This window comes from Streptomyces kanamyceticus (assembly GCF_008704495.1).
In the GTDB taxonomy this organism is placed as follows: domain Bacteria; phylum Actinomycetota; class Actinomycetes; order Streptomycetales; family Streptomycetaceae; genus Streptomyces; species Streptomyces kanamyceticus.
The window spans coordinates 6,398,544-6,415,517 of the sequence record NZ_CP023699.1 but is presented as its reverse complement, the minus strand read 5'-3'; the positions used below and the strand labels follow the sequence as shown (position 1 = coordinate 6,415,517).

The 16,974-nt window shown below is 73.4% G+C and carries 15 protein-coding genes and 1 tRNA gene; 10 read left to right on the top strand and 6 right to left on the bottom strand.

Going from position 1 to position 16,974, the window contains the following annotated elements:
- Window positions 1-90: 90 nt before the first annotated feature.
- Window positions 91-1,476 carry a sensor histidine kinase gene (locus CP970_RS27665; RefSeq protein WP_150494061.1) on the bottom strand — a complete coding sequence of 462 codons (1,386 nt, stop codon included), beginning with the start codon at window positions 1,474-1,476 and terminating at the stop codon, window positions 91-93.
- Window positions 1,473-2,177 (bottom strand): response regulator transcription factor, encoded by a 705-nt coding sequence (locus CP970_RS27660; RefSeq protein ID WP_055550788.1) that lies wholly within the window; start codon window positions 2,175-2,177, stop codon window positions 1,473-1,475. The genes CP970_RS27665 and CP970_RS27660 overlap by 4 nt, the downstream gene beginning before the upstream one ends.
- A gap of 97 nt (window positions 2,178-2,274) precedes the next feature.
- Here CP970_RS27660 and CP970_RS27655 point away from each other — a divergent pair, with 97 nt between their 5' ends.
- Complete coding sequence (locus CP970_RS27655) at window positions 2,275-2,811, top strand: hypothetical protein (RefSeq protein WP_055550786.1); 537 nt, start codon at window positions 2,275-2,277, stop codon at window positions 2,809-2,811.
- Between the two features lie 51 nt (window positions 2,812-2,862).
- On the opposite strand, the gene CP970_RS27650 is transcribed toward CP970_RS27655, so the two are convergent.
- The gene (locus CP970_RS27650) at window positions 2,863-3,723 is read right to left on the bottom strand and encodes a spermidine synthase (RefSeq protein WP_055550784.1); all 861 of its coding nucleotides are present in this window, start codon (window positions 3,721-3,723) and stop codon (window positions 2,863-2,865) included.
- A 56-nt stretch (window positions 3,724-3,779) separates the two neighbouring features.
- Entirely contained in the window at window positions 3,780-4,271 is a 492-nt protein-coding gene (locus CP970_RS27645; protein WP_224058752.1) for a hypothetical protein, read from the bottom strand.
- Between the two features lie 312 nt (window positions 4,272-4,583).
- Here CP970_RS27645 and CP970_RS27640 point away from each other — a divergent pair, with 312 nt between their 5' ends.
- The gene (locus CP970_RS27640; RefSeq protein ID WP_055550782.1) at window positions 4,584-6,038 is read left to right on the top strand and encodes a tetratricopeptide repeat protein; all 1,455 of its coding nucleotides are present in this window, start codon (window positions 4,584-4,586) and stop codon (window positions 6,036-6,038) included.
- 33 nt (window positions 6,039-6,071) lie between these two features.
- On the opposite strand, the gene CP970_RS27635 is transcribed toward CP970_RS27640, so the two are convergent.
- Window positions 6,072-6,665 carry a histidine phosphatase family protein gene (locus CP970_RS27635; RefSeq protein WP_055550780.1) on the bottom strand — a complete coding sequence of 198 codons (594 nt, stop codon included), beginning with the start codon at window positions 6,663-6,665 and terminating at the stop codon, window positions 6,072-6,074.
- 234 nt (window positions 6,666-6,899) lie between these two features.
- Here CP970_RS27635 and CP970_RS27630 point away from each other — a divergent pair, with 234 nt between their 5' ends.
- The 7 genes from CP970_RS27630 (at window position 6,900) to CP970_RS27600 (ending at window position 13,238) form a co-directional block, all read left to right on the top strand.
- Complete coding sequence (locus tag CP970_RS27630) at window positions 6,900-7,853, top strand: phosphatase PAP2 family protein (protein ID WP_055550778.1); 954 nt, start codon at window positions 6,900-6,902, stop codon at window positions 7,851-7,853.
- On the top strand, window positions 7,804-8,946 hold the full coding sequence (locus CP970_RS27625; RefSeq protein WP_055550776.1) for a hypothetical protein: 1,143 nt from the start codon (window positions 7,804-7,806) through the stop codon (window positions 8,944-8,946). Before CP970_RS27630 ends, CP970_RS27625 begins: the two co-directional genes overlap by 50 nt.
- A gap of 70 nt (window positions 8,947-9,016) precedes the next feature.
- Window positions 9,017-10,603, top strand: a complete 1,587-nt coding sequence (locus tag CP970_RS27620; protein WP_055550773.1) for a hypothetical protein — start codon at window positions 9,017-9,019, stop codon at window positions 10,601-10,603.
- On the top strand, window positions 10,603-11,964 hold the full coding sequence (locus CP970_RS27615; protein ID WP_055550771.1) for an AAA domain-containing protein: 1,362 nt from the start codon (window positions 10,603-10,605) through the stop codon (window positions 11,962-11,964). Before CP970_RS27620 ends, CP970_RS27615 begins: the two co-directional genes overlap by 1 nt.
- A gap of 133 nt (window positions 11,965-12,097) precedes the next feature.
- Entirely contained in the window at window positions 12,098-12,451 is a 354-nt protein-coding gene (locus tag CP970_RS27610; RefSeq protein WP_055550769.1) for a hypothetical protein, read from the top strand.
- Window positions 12,452-12,574: 123 nt separating this feature from the next.
- Window positions 12,575-13,174 (top strand): bifunctional DNA primase/polymerase, encoded by a 600-nt coding sequence (locus CP970_RS27605; RefSeq protein ID WP_150494059.1) that lies wholly within the window; start codon window positions 12,575-12,577, stop codon window positions 13,172-13,174.
- Window positions 13,165-13,238: transfer RNA gene (locus CP970_RS27600), tRNA-Lys, on the top strand. The genes CP970_RS27605 and CP970_RS27600 overlap by 10 nt, the downstream gene beginning before the upstream one ends.
- Before the next feature lie 129 nt (window positions 13,239-13,367).
- Here the strand turns inward: CP970_RS27600 and CP970_RS27595 are convergent.
- Window positions 13,368-14,648: a M6 family metalloprotease domain-containing protein gene (locus CP970_RS27595; protein WP_055547968.1), complete on the bottom strand. Its 1,281-nt coding sequence runs from the start codon at window positions 14,646-14,648 to the stop codon at window positions 13,368-13,370.
- 326 nt (window positions 14,649-14,974) lie between these two features.
- Between CP970_RS27595 and CP970_RS27590 the strand changes: the two genes are divergently transcribed.
- Window positions 14,975-16,810: a putative bifunctional diguanylate cyclase/phosphodiesterase gene (locus tag CP970_RS27590; protein WP_055547966.1), complete on the top strand. Its 1,836-nt coding sequence runs from the start codon at window positions 14,975-14,977 to the stop codon at window positions 16,808-16,810.
- The last annotated feature ends 164 nt before the right edge of the window (window positions 16,811-16,974 follow it).

Genomic DNA, 16,974 nt, shown 5'->3' with positions numbered 1-16,974 from the left:
CAGGTGGGCCCCGCTAGGGGCGCGGGGAACTGCGCGAGCGGCCAGCGCGCGCCCGCAGGCGAAGAGCCGCGCGGCGGGAGCCAAGAACGCTCAGCCCGGCGCAGACGTGCGCCTCCGGCGGCGTACGGCGGCGCCCCTGTGCCCCCTACGCCCCACCGCAGTCCCCCCATCCCGCTGAATCCAGATCCGCACCTCCGCCCCACCAAGCACAGAGCTCCCGATCCGCACGTCCCCGCCCGTCGACTCCGCGAGGCGCCGCACGATGTCGAGGCCTAGGCCCGTCGACCCGGCCTCGCCCGAACCCGCCCCGCGGGCCACCGCCGTCTCGGGGTCGGCGATGCCCGCCCCCGCGTCGGAGACGAGGACGATCACCGCGTCCTCGCCGCTGTGCACGTCCACCGAGAAGGCCGTGCCCTCACCGGTGTGCCGGAAGACGTTGCCGAGCAACGCGTCGAGCGCGGCGGCCAGTTCGGCCCGCGCCACCGGTATCCGTACCGGCCTGTCGACGCCCGCGACGCGCACCTCGCGCCCCTCGTCCTCGGCGAGCGCCGACCAGAAGGCCATCCGCTCCCTGATCACCTCAGCGGCGTCGCAGCCCGCTCCGGGGCCGACCGTCGCGGTCTGCGGCTTGGCGTCGCGCGCGGTGCGGATGATCGTGTCGACCTCGCGCTCCAGCGTCTCGACGGCCGTACGGGTCTGCTCGGCCACGGGCCCGTCGCCGAGGGACGCCGCGTTCAGCCGCAGGACGGTGAGTGGCGTACGCAGGCGGTGGGAGAGATCCGCCGCCAACTCCCTTTCGTTCGCCAGCAGTTGGACGACCTGGTCCGCCATCGAGTTGAACGCCACCGCCGCCAGGCGCAGTTCGGTCGGCCCCTCCTCGGGCACCCGCGCCCCCAGCTTCCCCTCGCCGAGGTCGTGCGCGGCGCCCACCAGGCGTTTGGCGGGCTGGACCATGCGTACGCCCAGGCGGTCCGCGACCGCCACCGAGCCGATGACGAGCGCGATGCCGACGCCCGCGAGCACCACCCACGCCGTGGTCACGCCGTTGCTGACCTCCGCCTCGGGCACGAAGATCTCCACGACGGCCGTGCCCGAGCTGAGCGCGGTGGGCTGGAGCACCACGAACCCGCCGGGCACCCCGGCGGTCCTGGCCCGGCCCTCCTTGCGGGTGGCCTCCACGGCGCGCGCCCCGGCCCGCGGGTCGCCGACCTCGAAGGCGGCCCTGTCGTCGATGGCGGGCACGTACACGGCCATCCGCCCGTCACCGCCCGCCTCGGACGTGGCGACGGCCCGGGTGAGCTCCCCGCGGTCGGTGGTGATGGAGAGCGTGGGGCCCATGCCGGCGCCGTGCCGCTCCGCGTTCGAGATGGCGCGGTCCCGTGCCATCTCCTTGATGACGAGGCCGAGCGGCACCGCGAAGGCCACCACGACCATCGTCGTGACGGCCAGGCACACCTTGACGAGTGCCCACCTCACAGGGGTTGCCCCGACAGCGGTGGCTCCAGCTTCACGCCGACCCCGCGCAGGGTGTGCAGATAGCGGGGCCGCGCGGCCGTCTCGCCCAACTTCCGCCGCAGCCACGACAGATGTACGTCGATGGTCTGGTCGTCCCCGTAACTCTGCTGCCACACCTCGGCGAGCAGCTCCTTGCGGGGGACGACGACGCCCGGCCGTCCGGCGAGGAAGGCGAGCAGGTCGAACTCGCGCCGGGTCAGGTCGAGCCGCGCCCCGTCCAGCTCGGCCTGGCGCCGCAGCGGGTCGATCGCGAGCCCGCCGACCCTGAGCACGTCGCTGGGCGGCACGTCGCCCGCGGGGACGCGCGCGCGGCGCAGCACGGCGGCCATCCGCGCGGACAGGTGCTCGACGGAGAAGGGCTTGATCAGGTAGTCGTCGGCGCCGTCGTTCAGGAGCCGGACGATCTCCGCCTCGTCGTCCCGCGCGGTGGCGATGATCACGGGTACGTCCGTGATGCCGCGCAGCATCTTCAGCGCCTCCGACCCGTCGAGGTCGGGCAGGCCGAGGTCCAGGATCACCACGTCGAAGCGGAAATGGGCGACCTCGCGCAGCGCCTCCAGGGCCGTGCCGACGCTGCGCACGGTGTGCGTCGCCTCGGTCAGGTGCCGGATGAGCGCGGAGCGTACGAACTGGTCATCCTCGACGACGAGCACACTTGCCATGGGCGGCACCGTACGCCATACGAGGGAACCCGGTCGCCCCTGGGAGTGCGCTCCCCCACGGGACACACGTGCGGCTCGTGGTGCAGTATGGCCCGCGATGCGCAGAGGACTCATACACGGAATCGCCTGGTCGCTCGCCACCGGCGCGGCGGTCACGCTGTCCTGGTGGGGCGTCCACACGGTGATGTCCGGCACCGTGTACGACCCGCCGCGCGCCCTGCCGCTCGCGGGCGACGACGGCGGCGCGGACGGCGGCACCGAGCCGATCTCCTCCTCGACGCACCGCCCCGAGTCCTCCCCTACGGGCAAGCCCTCGAAGTCCCCGGAACCGACGAAGCCCCCGGGCACCACCAAACCCTCCGAGAGCGGGACGAGCCCCCCGAAGGCGCCGCCGCCCACGCGGTCCGGCACGGGCGCGGTGAAGGGCTACAACACTCCGGGCGGCCGGGTCGTGTTCGACATCGGCGACGACTCGGCGACGCTGGTCTCGGCCACCCCTGCGGCGGGCTGGTCGGTGCAGACGTGGAAGCAGGACAAATGGATTCGTGTGGAGTTCACGGCGGGCGCGGCCAAGGTCTCGGTCTTCTGCACCTGGCACGACACCGCGCCGCGGGTCGACATCAATAAGTACTGAGGCCCTGAAGTGCTGAACTCCTGAAGCGCCGAATCGCTGGTGGGGGTTCCGTCACCTGAAGACCGAGGGCGGCGGCGCGGGCGACGCGACCGCGTTCGCGTCGGTGACGGCGGCCGCGCCCCCGCTGAAGTCCCGCAGCCCGCGCCCGTGTTCGACCCTGCCGGGGTGCGGGTCGCCCGCGCTGCGCCGGGTCAGTTCGGCGATGGGCAGTGCGTGGTCGGAGCCGAGGAGCACCGCGTTGCCGAACCGCTTGCCGCGCAGGACGGTGGGGTCGGCGACGAGCGCGAGTTCGGGGAAGAGCGCGGCGGCAGTGGCGAGCTGGCCGCGCAGATGCGCGAGGGGCGGCCCGTCGGCGAGGTTGGCGGCGTAGTACCCGCCGGGCTTGATGACCCTGCGTACGTCGGTGAGGAATTCCGTACTGGTGAGGTGCCCTGGCGTACGGGCCCCGCTGAAGACGTCGGCGATGACGAGGTCGGCCCAGCCGTCCGCGATCTTCGCGAGCCCTTCGCGGGCGTCGACGGCGCGCACCCTGACCCGGGCACCCGGGTCCAACGGCAGTTCGCGGCGGACGAGTTGGATGAGCGCCGCGTCGCGTTCGACGATCTGCTGGGTGGAGCGGGGGCGGGTCGCGGCTATGTAGCGGGCGAGGGTGAAGGCGCCGCCGCCAAGGTGCAGGGCGTGGATCGGCTTGCCGGGCGGGGCGACCAGGTCGGCGATGTGGCCGATCCTGCGCTGGTACTCGAAGGCGAGGTGCGCGGGGTCGTCGAGGTCGACGTGGGACTGCGGGGCGCCGTCCACGAGCAGCGTCCAGGCGCGCGGCCTGTCCCGGTCCGGCATGAGCTCGGCGAGTCCGCCGTCCACCTTTTCGACGACGGCTTCCCGCGCTTCCCGGGTCCGCTTGTTCCTTGCCATCGGACCATTATCGACGCCCGGTGACGAAGCGGCCCGGCGGCGGTGCGAGGGACCGATCAGCGGCAGTTGTCCGCGGCCTCGATCGTGCGGGCGGCCTGGCCGAGCGCGGCCCGCAGGACGGCCGGGTCGGTGATCGGGTCGGCCTCGCCTGGCGGCAGCAGCCAGCCGGTGCCCGCGACGGGCGGCTCGGGCACGACGGGTCCCGGATCCGGGTCCGCGTACACACTCATGCCGCGCCCGAACGTCTGCGTACAGGCACTGCCCGGCAGGTCCCAGCCGTCGGCGGTGCCGGGCGGCACCAGGAAGCCGAGGGTGTCGCAGCCCCCGTCGTGCAGCACGGGCCCGATGGTGTCGCCCGCGCCGCGGCGCAGGATGTCGACCGCTTCGAGTCCCTGTCTGGCCGGGACCGTGACCAGGTCGCAGCATTCGTCGTCGCAGGACTCGGCGGGGCCCGGCAGCGCACTGCCCTCCTGGGTGGGCCGGTGCCGTGCCGTCGTCAGTGATGCCGGGGACACGCCGCCCGCCGCACCGGAGACGCTGTTCTCCATGCCGACCTCCAACAAGGGAACCCCTCCTCGCCAGTAGTGGAAGCCGCGTAGCCCCCACTCCGCATGGTTCAACGCGAGTCGGCGTCAACAGGCACTGCGGCGCGCCGCCACAAAGGATGGCAGTTCATGGCGGATCCCGGGTGAGATATCCGGTTTGTAGCCAAACTCCGCGTGCCCGACCCCTCGGGGCCTGTACGTTCGTGCTCCGCCGGAACAGGGGCAGCCACGCGAGCATCGCAGGAGCGCGGGGGCGTGCGCGGTCCGGCACGATCCGCACCATGAGGGTCACGATCCGTACGAGAGGGTCCGGCCATGGCGTCGTCACCGATGGCATCGTCAACTCAGTCCCCGCGACCGAACCTTGTCTTCCGCCAGCTGCGCGGGCCGCGCTCACCGGGCGAGTTCGCCGCGGCGGTCCGCCGGGCCGCCCGTGAGATCGGCGAGCGGGTCAGCTGCGACGCGCGCTACGTAGGGCGCGTCGAGGCAGGCGAGATCCGTTGCCCCAACTACGCCTACGAGCGCGTGTTCCTGCACATGTTCCCCGGCAGGACGCTGACGGACATGGGCTTCACGCCGCGCTCGCAGGTGCGCGGCCGGGGGGCGCGCGACAGCATCGGCGCGCCCCTGCCGCACACCACGATCCAGCCAGAGCCCACGATCCAGTTCTACGAGTCCCATCCGACCGGGTCCGACCCCCGCGCCTGCGACCCGTACGCGATCCAGATCCACGAGGAGAGCGACGTGGAACGTCGCGCGTTCATGACCGGCTCCACGGCCACCGTGGCCGCGGCCCTGGGGCCCATCGGGCTCTCCCTGGGCGGCCAGGCCTGGGCCGCGGGGCCGCGGGGCCGCCGGGCCGACGCGGCCGACGCCTGCGCGGTCGAGGAGGCCGTACGCAGGATCAGGCTGCTCGACGACCGGCACGGGGCCGACGGCCTCTACCGGCGCGCGGCCGCCCCCCTGCGGGCCGCCTACACCCTGCTCGACGCGAGCACCACCCGTCAGTCGACCTCCGACCGGCTGCACGCGGGCGCCGGTGAACTGGCCATCTCCGTGGGCTGGCTGGCGCACGACTCGGGCCGCTTCGACGACGCGCGCTCGCACTACGCGGAGGCCCTCGCCACCGCGCGGATGTCCGGCGACCACGGGGTCGAGGCGCACGCCTTCTGCAACTCCGCGTTCCTCGCGCGCGACGCGGGGCGCCCCCGCGAAGCGGTGCGGGCCGCGCAGGCCGCCACCGGGGCGGCCCGGCACCTCGGCTCGCACCGGCTGCTCTCCCTCGTCGCGCTGCGCGAGGCGGGCGGCTGGGCGGGGCTCGGCGACCGGGCGGGCTGCGAGCAGTCGCTGACCCGCGCGCACGCCCTCTTCGACCGGGGGGCGACGGAGCGTGACCCGGAGTGGATGAGCTTCTACGGACCCGCCGAGCTGGAGGGCCTGGAGGCGCAGTGCTGGTCCGCGCTCGGCGACTGGGAGCGGGCGGCCAGGCACGCGCGGCTCGCGGCGGTCACCGCCTCGTCCCAGACCCCGCAGTTCACCAGGAACATCGCGCTCTACACCGCCGAGCTCGCCGACGACCTGGCCCGCGCGGGCCGCCCCGACGAGGCGGCGACGGCGGGCCTGCGGGTCCTTTCGCTCCTGGGCGAGGTGCAGTCGTCGCGCATCCAGTCGATGCTCGCGACGACGGCGCGGGTGCTGCTCCCGCACCGCAGGGCGTCCGGCGTGAGCGGCTTCCTGGAGCGGCACGCCTCGCTGCCCCGGGTGGGATAGCTCCCCGGGCGGGACAGCTCCCGCGCCCGTCCGTCAGGACAGGTGTCCCGTCTCGTTCCACGACTCGATGGCGGGCTCTCCGTAGGCCCAGCCCAAGGTGGAGAGGGACGTCGGGTTGAGGCGGATGCGGGCGGCGAAATCGATGCCGAGGCCCAGCCAGCGCGCGCCGATGACCCGAAGGATGTGGCCGTGCGCGAAGACCAGGACGTCACGGTCGGCGGAGCGCGCCCACGCCACCACCTCGTCCGCCCGCGCGGCGACCTGCTCCAGCGTCTCGCCCCTGGGGACGCCGTCCCGCCAGATGAACCAGCCGGGGCGGACCGCCTGGATGTCCGCGGGGGTCATCCCGTCGTACGCCCCGTAGTCGAACTCCATCAGCGCGTCCCAGGTGGTGGCCCGGTCGCCGAACCCGGCGATCTCGCAGGTCTCCCGCGCGCGGGAGAGCGGGCTCGTGCGCACCTCGACGTCGGGCAGGCCGTCGTAGGGGGCGCGGTGCAGCCGCTCGCCCAGGAGCTTCGCGCCGCGGCGCCCCTCTTCGAGGAGCGGGATATCCGTCCTGCCGGTGTGCTTCCCGGACAGTGACCATTCCGTCTGTCCGTGCCGGGCCAGCAGGATGCGGGGTGCCATGGGGGGACCTCTTCGAGTGGACTTTTACTGCTTTGTGCAGATTTGTACGGACAGGGAGTGTCCGCCCTCTCCATCATCACCCACCCGAGATCAGCCGCTCGCCCGGGCTGGCAACCCACTCGCCGATCTCTGCGTCTAAGACCACCGGGGGACGCCTCGGCGCCCCTCGCGTACGCCGTAAGGTGATGCGGCGGCGTACGCCGCGTGAACAGAGACGAGTGGGGGACCGACCGGATGCCGAAGATCGACGCGCCGGGCGCCGAAGGCATACCCGAACACCGGCTTCGCTGGTACACGGAGCTGCCACTGATCGTTCTGGTGTACGCCCTGTACTCGGCGGGCCGGCTGGTCGTCCGCGGTGACGTGGCGAGCGCCGTCGACCACGGCATCCAGATCCTCAGAGCCGAGCAGTACCTGCGGCTCAACGCGGAACACCCGCTGAACCGTCTCTTCACCGAACACGCCTGGATCGGCGTCCCCGCCGACTTCTGGTACGCCTCGCTGCACTATCTCGTCACGCCCGCCATCCTGATCTGGCTGTTCCGCAGCCGGGCGGTGCACTACCGCGCGGCACGCGCGTGGCTGATGATCTCCACCATGATCGGCCTGGTCGGCTTCACCCTGCTGCCCACCTGCCCGCCGCGGCTGCTCAGCGCGGGCCACGGCTTCGTCGACACCATGGCGCAGTACAGCGACTACGGCTGGTGGGGCGGCGAGGCGAGCGCGCCGCGCGGGCTCGGCGGCATGACCAACCAGTACGCGGCGATGCCCAGCCTGCACGTCGGGTGGGCGCTGTGGTGCGGCGTGATGCTCTGGAAGTACGGGCACACCCCGCTGGCCAAGGCGGCCGGTGTCGCCTACCCGCTGATCACCACCATCGTCGTGATGGGCACCGCGAACCACTACTTCCTCGACGCGGTGGCGGGCGCCGCCGTGATGGGCGTGGGCCTGCTGCTCGTGCGGCCCGTGCGACGGCTCACCGACCCCCTGATGACCCGGCTGCGTACGCTCTTCGCGCGCACTCCCGCGGCCCCTTCCGCCACTGGGCCCTCGATTGTCAGTGCCGGGTGCCAGACTTCGGCAGGTGAGCGAATTCCCCGACAGCGCAAGCAGAGTGCCGACCCCGGCGCCGAGCCGAGTGCCAGCCCCGCCGAAGCGGGGGACGGCGCTCCGGCACCAGCTCGCTGAGCTGCGCGGCCCCGACGTTCCACCGCGCCCCCTCGACGCCCGCGCGCTGGCCGCGCTCGCGGCCAACCCCGGGTGCGGACGGCGCGCCCTCCTGGACGGCGCGGGCGTGGACAAGGCGGCGCTCGCCGAGTCGCTCGGCTCGCCCTCCGGCTTCGGCCAGTCCCAGTTCGCCTTCATGCGGGGCAATGCCTTCGAGGCGCGGGTCAAGGCCGACGGCGGCGCGGAGCTGCTGCGGCTCACGCACGGGCGCCTGGGCGGCGGGCCCGAGCCCGTGCCGGGCGAGTCCGCCGTGCCCGACCTCTCGGCGGCGGGCCCCGAGGGCCGCGCGGCCCGCACCGCGCTCGCGCTGCGCGAGGCCACGGAATCCGGCGGCTGGACGCTCCTCGACCACCCCATGCTGGCCCTGGACGTCGCGGGGACGCCCGCCTTCCTCGAACCGGACGCCGTGGTCGTCCACCCCGACGGCCGTTGGACGGTCGTCGAGATCAAGTCCTTCCCGATGATCGACGGTTCGGCGGACGCCGCGAAGGTGGGCGCGGCCGCCCGGCAGGCCGCGGTGTACGCACTGGCCCTGGAGCGGGTCGCCGCGCGCATGGAGGACCCGCCGCGGGTGCGTCACCACGTCCTGCTCGTCTGCCCCAAGGACTTCTCGAACTTCGCCACGGCGTCCGCCGTCGACGTGCGCAAACAGCTCTCGGTGACGCGCCGCCAGCTGGAGCGCCTCACCCGCGTCGAGGACATCGCGGCCGGGCTCCCCGAGGGCACGACGTTCGACGTGCGGCGCCCGGCCGCCGAGCTGACGGCGGCGGTCGAGGCGGTCCCGGCGTCGTACGCACCCGAGTGCCTGGCCGCCTGTGAGCTGGCCTTCCACTGCCGGGACCGGGCCAGGGACGAGGGCGAGGTGACGTCGCTCGGCCGCTCGATCCGCGGCGAGCTCGGCGGCCTGACGACGATCGGCGAGATCCTCTCCGCGGCCCTCGGCACGAGCGGCGACCCGGACGACCCGGCGGTGGCGACCCTGCGCAGAGCGGCGGGCCTGCGGGCCGAGGCGCTCGCCGGCGCGGGCGCCTCGGGCGGGGGTTCGGGATGCTGAGGCACGGCGGCGTACGGAATCACGGCGGTGCGCGGGGTCCCAGGGCCCCGCGGCCGGAGAAGGGACGCATGTGTCACTGATCGACAACCTCGCCCGCCTGGAAGCCGTGGACACCGGCCGCGCACAGCCCCGCGCGACCGTGCGCCACCGGCACCTCTCCCAGCGGCCCCTCGTCCTGGTCCCGCTCACCACCGCGGGCGAGGCGGGCGCCCCGCTCGGCGCCCTCGTCGGGACGGAGCGCACCTCGCCGCGGCTCCTCGTCGTCCCCCAGCCCCGCGACCGCGACCTGCGCTTCGCCTTCCTCGGGGAGCTCGCCGAGATCGTCCTGCCGTACGTCGACGGGTTCGCGGCCGACGTCGAGGCGGCCGAGCGGAACGAGACCGACCCCGAGACGGGCAAGCGGGTCAAGGTCGAGGTCGAACTGTGCGCGGACGCGCCGCAGTTGATCGTGCCGAGCCGCGCGGGCATCGAGTTCGTCCGGCTCCTGGGCCGTTCCATGCGCTTTCGCAGGACCGCCGAGCAGGACCCCGAGACGCCGTATCCCGCCCCGCCCCGCGTCCCGCTGCTCGGCCGCTGGCTCACGCACTTCGGTGAGCGCGCCCGGGTCCCGGGATCGGCCCTGCTCACGGCCATGACCGAGCTGCTCTCGCGGCACTGGGCCACCGGCCAGTCCAGCCTGGAGGACCAGCATCTGGGCGCCCTGCTCGCCTGGATCGAGGCCCCCGGGGGCACCTCGGGCGCCGACGCCGCGCGCCGCGCCGAGCTGGCCCGCGACAAGGAAGGACAGCTGCTCTGCCCGCCCGCGGGCCCGGCCACCGACCCGGCCTTCGACAACGACCTGCTCGCCCCCGCCATGGAGCGCTACGACCGCGCCCGCACCGCGCTCGCCGCCGCCGAGGACGGCGTCGAGGCGGACGTCAGGCTGGCCGCGCTGACCGCGGCGGAGCGGGAGATCCAGGCCTTGGTCGCGAGCAGGACCCGCCCCACCTGGGACGCCGTGTGGCGCGGCCTCGACGCCCTGTGCACGCTCCCGGTGGCCGCGCACGCCGCCGACCGGTGGACCCGCGACCGCTGGTCGTTCACCGGCCACCGGGACCGCGTCACGGCGGGCGAACCCCCGCAGCCCCGCGTCGACGACGCGATCACCGCGGCGAACAAACTGGCCACGCGCGAGCGCGAACAGGCCCGCCTCGACGCCCAGGAGGCCCTCGACGACCCACTGGTGATGGCGGGCCGACGGCTCGCGGGCGAGGCGTTCACCGGAGAGGTGACCGAGGTCGTCATGGCGTACAGCGAGAGCAAGAACCCGCGCCCGCGCCCCCTGGTCACCGTCCGCACGGACGACCACCCCCACCTCGGCGAGCGCACGAAGGTGTACCGCTCCCTCGGGGGCAAGCCGCAGACCGCCGAGTTCGTGGGCCATGAGGAAGGAGGCTCGGTCGTCCTGCGCCTCACCGACAAGATGGGCCGCGGCAAGGAACCCGACGAAGGCTCCGTGCCGGTCAAGGGCGACCGCCTCTGCTGGACGCTCTTCGAGCACGAGCAGCGCGGCGGCCCCAAGCTGCCGGAGCCGGAAGCCACCCCGTGGACCCACGGCGGCCCGCCGTCGGACGCCGCGGAGAGCCCCGACCCCGTGACCGCGGAGGACACCCTGTGATGCGGCTCGCGCCGCCCGCGGGCGGCACCTTCGACCCCGGCGCCGAGGCGACGCGCGCCACCGACGCGATCCTCCACGACACGCTGCACGGCACGCACCGCGGCGTCGTGGTCGACTCGCCGCCCGGCGCGGGCAAGTCGACGCTCGTGGTCCGCGCGGCTCGCGAACTGGCCGCGGCGGGACGCCCCCTGATGGTGATCGCGCAGACGAACGCGCAGGTGGACGACCTGGTCCTGCGGCTCGCCGAGAAGGACCCCGAGCTGCCGGTCGGCCGTTTGCACAGCAGCGATCCCGATCCGTACGACAAGGCGCTCGACGACCTGGCGAACGTCCGCAAGTCGACCAAGGCGGGTGACCTCGCGGGCCTGGACGTCGTCATCTCGACGGCCGCGAAGTGGGCGCACGTCAAGGTCGACCAGCTGGACGCGCCGTGGGGGCACGCCATCGTCGACGAGGCGTACCAGATGCGGTCGGACGCGCTGCTCGCCGTGGCCGGACTCTTCGAGCGGGCGCTGTTCGTGGGCGATCCCGGCCAGCTCGACCCGTTCTCGATCGTCGGCGCGGAGCAATGGGCCGGGCTTTCGTACGACCCGTCGGCCTCGGCCGTCAGCACGCTCCTCGCGCACAACCCGGAGCTGCCCCAGCACCGCCTCCCGGTGTCCTGGCGCCTGCCCGCCTCCGCGGCCCCGCTCGTCTCGGACGCCTTCTACCCGTACACGCCGTTCCGCAGCGGCACGGGACACGACGACCGGGCGCTCACCTTCGGGGTGCCGTCGGACGGTTCGGGCCCCGACCAGGTGATCGACGAGGCGGCGCGGGCGGGCTGGGGCCTGCTGGAGCTGCCCGCGAGGAACACTCCGCGCACGGACCCGGAGGCGGTGCGCGCGGTGGCCCTGGTCGTCCGCCGCCTCCTGGACCGGGGCGGCGCGGCCACCTCGGAGCGCGATCCCGACCCGACGCCGCTCACGGCCGACCGCATCGCCGTCGGCACCGCGCACCGCGACCAGGCGGCGGCGGTGCGGGCGGCCCTCGCGGACCTGGGCGTCACGGACGTCACGGTGGACACCGCGAACCGGCTCCAGGGCCGGGAGTACGACGTGACGGTCGTCCTGCACCCGCTCTCCGGGCGCCCGGACGCCACGGCGTTCCACTTGGAGACGGGCCGGCTGTGCGTGCTCGCGTCGCGCCACCGGCACGCCTGCATCGTGGTCTGCCGCGCGGGCGTCTCCGACCTCCTGGACGACCACCCGTCCACGGAGCCGGTCCAGCTGGGCGTCACCGTCAAGTTCCCCGACGGCTGGGAGGCGAACCACGCGGTGCTGGCGCGGCTGTCGGAGCATCGGGTGACGTGGCCCCGTTAGGCGCGGCCTGTTCGTGGTTGCGCGCGCGGTTCCCCGCGCCCCTTACGGGGCCCTGCCCACTTGCGGCGCAAGGGACAATGGGAGGCGGCCGGACGCCGGACGGGCGGCCCGCACCGTACGAGGAGGACAAGCCATGGCGGAGCCCCAGCGGCCCCGGTCCGAACAGCGCATGCGCCCCGCGCCGCTGCTCTTCGAACCGGCCGAGGCCGGTGCCGACCCGGAGCACTTCTTCGACCTGGAGTCGATCGAGGACCCGCGCGAGCTCCTGGACCGGGCGACGGAGCTGACCCACGCGTTCCGTGCCGCGACGGACCGGTCCGTCGAGTTCCAGGCCATCGCGGCGGCCCAGCTCGCCGACCCGCGCCGGTTCGACCGGCTGACGACCGCGCTGATCGCGGAGCGCGCGGAGTGGACCGAGGACTACGCGGAGAAGATGGTCGAGTTCGGGCGGGACCTGCTGCGCGGGGGCGTCGAGCGCCGGGACTGATCGCGCCCGAAAGGATCAGTTGGCATATGCCAGGGAGGCAAGGTACTCCACCCGACCCCTTGTTGTCCCGATTTCTAACAACTCTCAGAAATGGAATGCTCACTACCGGTAAATCTGTCTGCCATGAGCACCCCCTCGCGTCCCGCCCGCGACGCCTGTGACGTGACCGCCGACGGAGCCGCCTGGCTCGCCTCCGCCGAAACGTATCCGCGCAGCGCCCTCGCGCACTGGCGCAGCCGCCCCTGCGCCCCCGCGGTACTCCCCTGCGGCTCCGCCTTCGACGTGATCAGCGCGCCCGCCGTCTTCGGACGGCGGATGCTCGACCGGTTATGGGAGGAAGGCCCGGGATCGGGCCCCGTCGCCGCGCACCGCGGCCGCGTGCTGCTCTTCACGGCGCCCGGCACCGCCCAGCGGCTGCCCAGCCTGCTGGCCTGGGAGGAGTGGGGCCGCACCGTCCCCTCCGTGCTCTGCCACGGCACCGGCGACGCGGTCACCGTGCCGCCGCCCTCCGCGGGCGCCCCCGACACCGCCCCCGCCGCCCGCCTGGAATCGCGCTGGCTGGTCGCCCCCGACACCCGGCACCCCTGGCTGCCCGGCCCCGAGGTGATGCTCTGGGCCTGCGTCCGCGCGGCCCGCTCCGCCGTCTCGTCCGCGGTACGCATATCGATTTTTCCTGGCGGCGATCAGGATGCTAAGGTCTACGACGTCAGCAGGCGCCGCTAGCTCAGTTGGTTAGAGCAGCTGACTCTTAATCAGCGGGTCCGGGGTTCGAGTCCCTGGCGGCGCACAGACAGCAAGAAGCCCCTCGCGCGAGCGGGGGGCTTCTTGCGTATGCGGGGGGAACTTCTTGCGTATGCGGGGGACTTCCTCGCGTACGCGGGGGCTTCCGGCGTACGCGCGCACCCCGCCCCTCACCTCAGTCCGCCGTGACCTGCACCGTCCACGCCCCCGACGCCGTCCGCCCCGCCACCTCGACGCGCACGTCCTCGCCGGGCACCGTGAAGCTCTCGCCCGCCCGCACCGGGGCGTCCGCCAGCTGCGGGTACACCGAGTCGCCCCAGCAGGACTCCGACTCCGGATGTGCGTCGACCACCTCGATGGGGCCGCCGCCCGACGCCGTACCGCCCCGCACCTGGTAGACGAGCACGCCCTCGGTGCACGTCGCGTGGTCGTTGCCCGCGGCGCCCCGTGCCTCGATGGCGATCGCCGTCTCGCGCCCCGTGCGGACCACCGCGAGCTTGGTGCCGCCGAGGGCGCCGCGCGCCGGGACCGCCGACAGCGGTTCGAGGGTCAGCCGCTCCGTGCCGCCCGTCACGCACCGCACCTGCCGCGGCTCCAGCCAGCCCAGCTTCCACTTGTGCCAGCCGAAGAGGTCGGGGGCGAGGCCGAACTGGCTGCCCATGACGTCCCAGTCACCGACGTAGGTGTCCCAGTCGCCCTTGCCGTCGGTGGGCCGGTGGTAGAGGTCGGGCAGGTCGAAGACGTGGCCCGTCTCGTGGGCGAGCACGTTGCGGTCCGGCGGGTGCCGCTCGAAGACCGTGACGATGCGACGGATGTCCGTGCCGTCGGCCCGCATCGGATGGTCGAAGTTCACGACCTTCGTGGCGTCCGAGTCGACGCCGGGGGCGTCCGGGTCGGCGACGAAGTAGACGACGTCGTACCGCGAGAAGTCGACGTGCGGATCGGCCGCGGCCACCGCGTCGCGCAGATAGGCGCTGCGCCGCTTGGCGTTCCAGTCGCGCTGTATGGCGTACGACATGGAGTTCTCCGGCATCTCCACCCACTCGCGCCGGGGGTGCGGACGCAGGGCGAACTTGCCGTACGAGGCGTGCTCGAAGAACCGACTCGTGGCCGGGAAGTAGTCGGCGGCGAGCTCTTGGGGGGTGGTCTGCGGCGGCGAGTCGGGGAAGGACAGGAAGACCATCACCGCGTTCAGGGTCCTGGCCGGGCGCGGATAGGAGCTGTTCCAGGTGTCGAGGCCCTCCGAGTGGTGGGCGGGGGTGCGGCGCAGGGCGCACGGGCCGGCCGCCGATTCGGCGATGGCCGGGCCCGCGACCAGCGAGGTCGCGGCCAGCGCGGTCAGCGAGGTGAGCAGGGCCGCGGTGGTGCGCAGGGCGGATTTCTCCCCTCCACGAGTGAGTCCCCAAGGGGGGAGCTGACGCGGCACGTCGACCTCCGGGTGCGGAATGCGGGACACCCCACCCACCCTGTGATGTTTTGTTGAAGTACGCCCTGTTTGTCTGGCCCTTCCGAGTGAGCGACGAGTGCGCGGGCGACACTCGGACGCTCACAGAACGTCACAAGCGATCGGCTCACAAAGGAACCAGTGCAGTGCCGAGCAGAAACGATCTGCCGTGGGCGATGGGCCGTGCCCCACCCCGCGGCGCCGCTGGAAAGGGCTTCTGGCCTGCCTCTATGATCGGCACACTTTCCTGCGCGGGCCCGGGTTCCAGGCCCAGGACCGCCAGCTGCCCGCCGCCCGACGAGACCTGTTCGAGAACAACTGCACTGCGGGAGCAAGCGGTGAACGGAACGTCAGAAGGGCCCCCGCCCACGGCGGTCACGGCGCCCGGTCGCGCCAGGTCCGCCAGGTCCGCCGTCACTCAGCGTCGCCCCCCGGATCCGGCCGACTACCGCGCCGCCTTCACCGGCGCCCCGCTCCCCCTCGCCGTCGTCGACCCCGACGGCCTCGTCGTCTGCGCCAACGACGCCCTCGCCGAGCTGCTCGGCACCGCCGCCGACGCGCTGGCCGGACGCGTCGCCGCCGACCTGGTCGACCTGGCCTCCGACGCCCGCGCCTGGCACGCCTACCGCGAGGTGCTCCGGGGCAGGCAGGCCAAGCTGCGCTGCACCCGCCGCCTGAAGCACCCCGACGGGCACTCCCTGTGGGTGCAGGTCACGGTGCAGCCGATGCCGGATTCCCAGCGCGGGGACGGCGGCGAAGGCGACCGCGCCGTGCTGCTCTCCGCCGCCGACATCAGCGCGCGCCGCGAACTCCAGGCCAGGCTGCGCCACGTCCAGATGCACGACCCGGTGACCCGGCTGCCCAACCGCAACCTCTTCTTCGAGCGGCTCGCCTCCGCGCTCGAAGCGGGCGCCTACGACGACACGAGCACCGGCCGGATCGGCCTGTGCTACCTCGACCTCGACGGGTTCAAGGCGGTCAACGACACCCTCGGCCACCGGATCGGCGACCGGCTGCTCGCGGCCGTCGCCAAACGCCTCACGCACTGCGCCGACGAGGCCGGGTACGGCAGGGTGTCGGCGCCCCTGGTGGCGCGCCTGGGCGGCGACGAGTTCGCGCTGCTCGTCGAGGAGTCGACCGGCACGGACCAGCTCGCGGACCTCGCCGACGCGGTCCTGAAGGCGCTGCAGGAACCATTCGACCTCTCGGGGCAGCGGCTCTCCGTCTCCGCGTCCATCGGCGTCGTCGAGCGGCGCGCGGCGGGCACCACCACGACCGGGCTCATGCAGGCCGCCGACACCACGCTGTACTGGGCCAAGACCGACGGCAAGGCCCGCTGGACGCTCTTCGACCCGGAGCGCAACGCCCACCGCATGACCCGCCAGACACTGGCCAGTTCACTGCGTCCGGCCGTCGAGCGGGGCGAATTCGTCCTGGAGTACCAGCCGTTGGTGGGCCTCGCGGACGAGGACGTACGCGGGGTGGAGGCGCTGGTGCGCTGGCGGCACCCGCAGTTCGGGCTGCTCACGCCGAATCGGTTCATCCAACTGGCCGAGGAGGACGGGTCGATCGTGCAGCTGGGCCGGTGGGTCCTGCGGACGGCCTGTCGGCAGGCGCGGCGCTGGCAGTTGGCGCATCCGGAGCGGGATCCGGTGTTCGTGAGCGTCAACGTCGCGGTGCGCCAGGTGTGGGACTCGGACCTGGTCGCCGATGTCGCGGAGATCCTCGCCGAGACCGGACTCCCCGCGGAACTCCTCCAGTTGGAGCTCACCGAGTCCGCCGTCATGGGCTCCGCGGGGCGGCCGCTGCAGGCCCTTCAGGCGCTCAGCGACATGGGGGTGCAGATCGCCATCGACGACTTCGGCACCGGGTACTCGAACCTGGCGTACCTGAGCCGCCTCCCGGTCTCCGTACTGAAGCTCGACGGGTCGTTCGTGCGGGGCTTCCAGTACGAGGAGGGGGAGACGCATCTGAACCCCGCCGACGAGATCATCGTCGAGGCCCTGGTACAGCTCGCGCACCGGCTCGGGATCACGGTCACCGCGGAGTGCGTGGAGACCGCGTCTCAGGCTGGGCGGCTTCGGCGGATCGGGTGTGACACGGGGCAGGGGTGGCTCTACTCGCGGGCGGTGCCGCCGGATCGTATCTCCGCGCTTTTGCGGGGCGCTTTGTAGCGGGTGTCCCGTAGCTGAGCGCCCCGTAAGGGGCGCGGGGAACTGCGCGCTCAGCGCGCGACAAGCCGCGGTCGCGTCTGCCAGGTAACTCGGCAGACGCGACCGCGGCTTTTCCGTGGTTGCTCGCGCAGTTCCCCGCGCCCCTTACGGGGCGCACCCTCGGC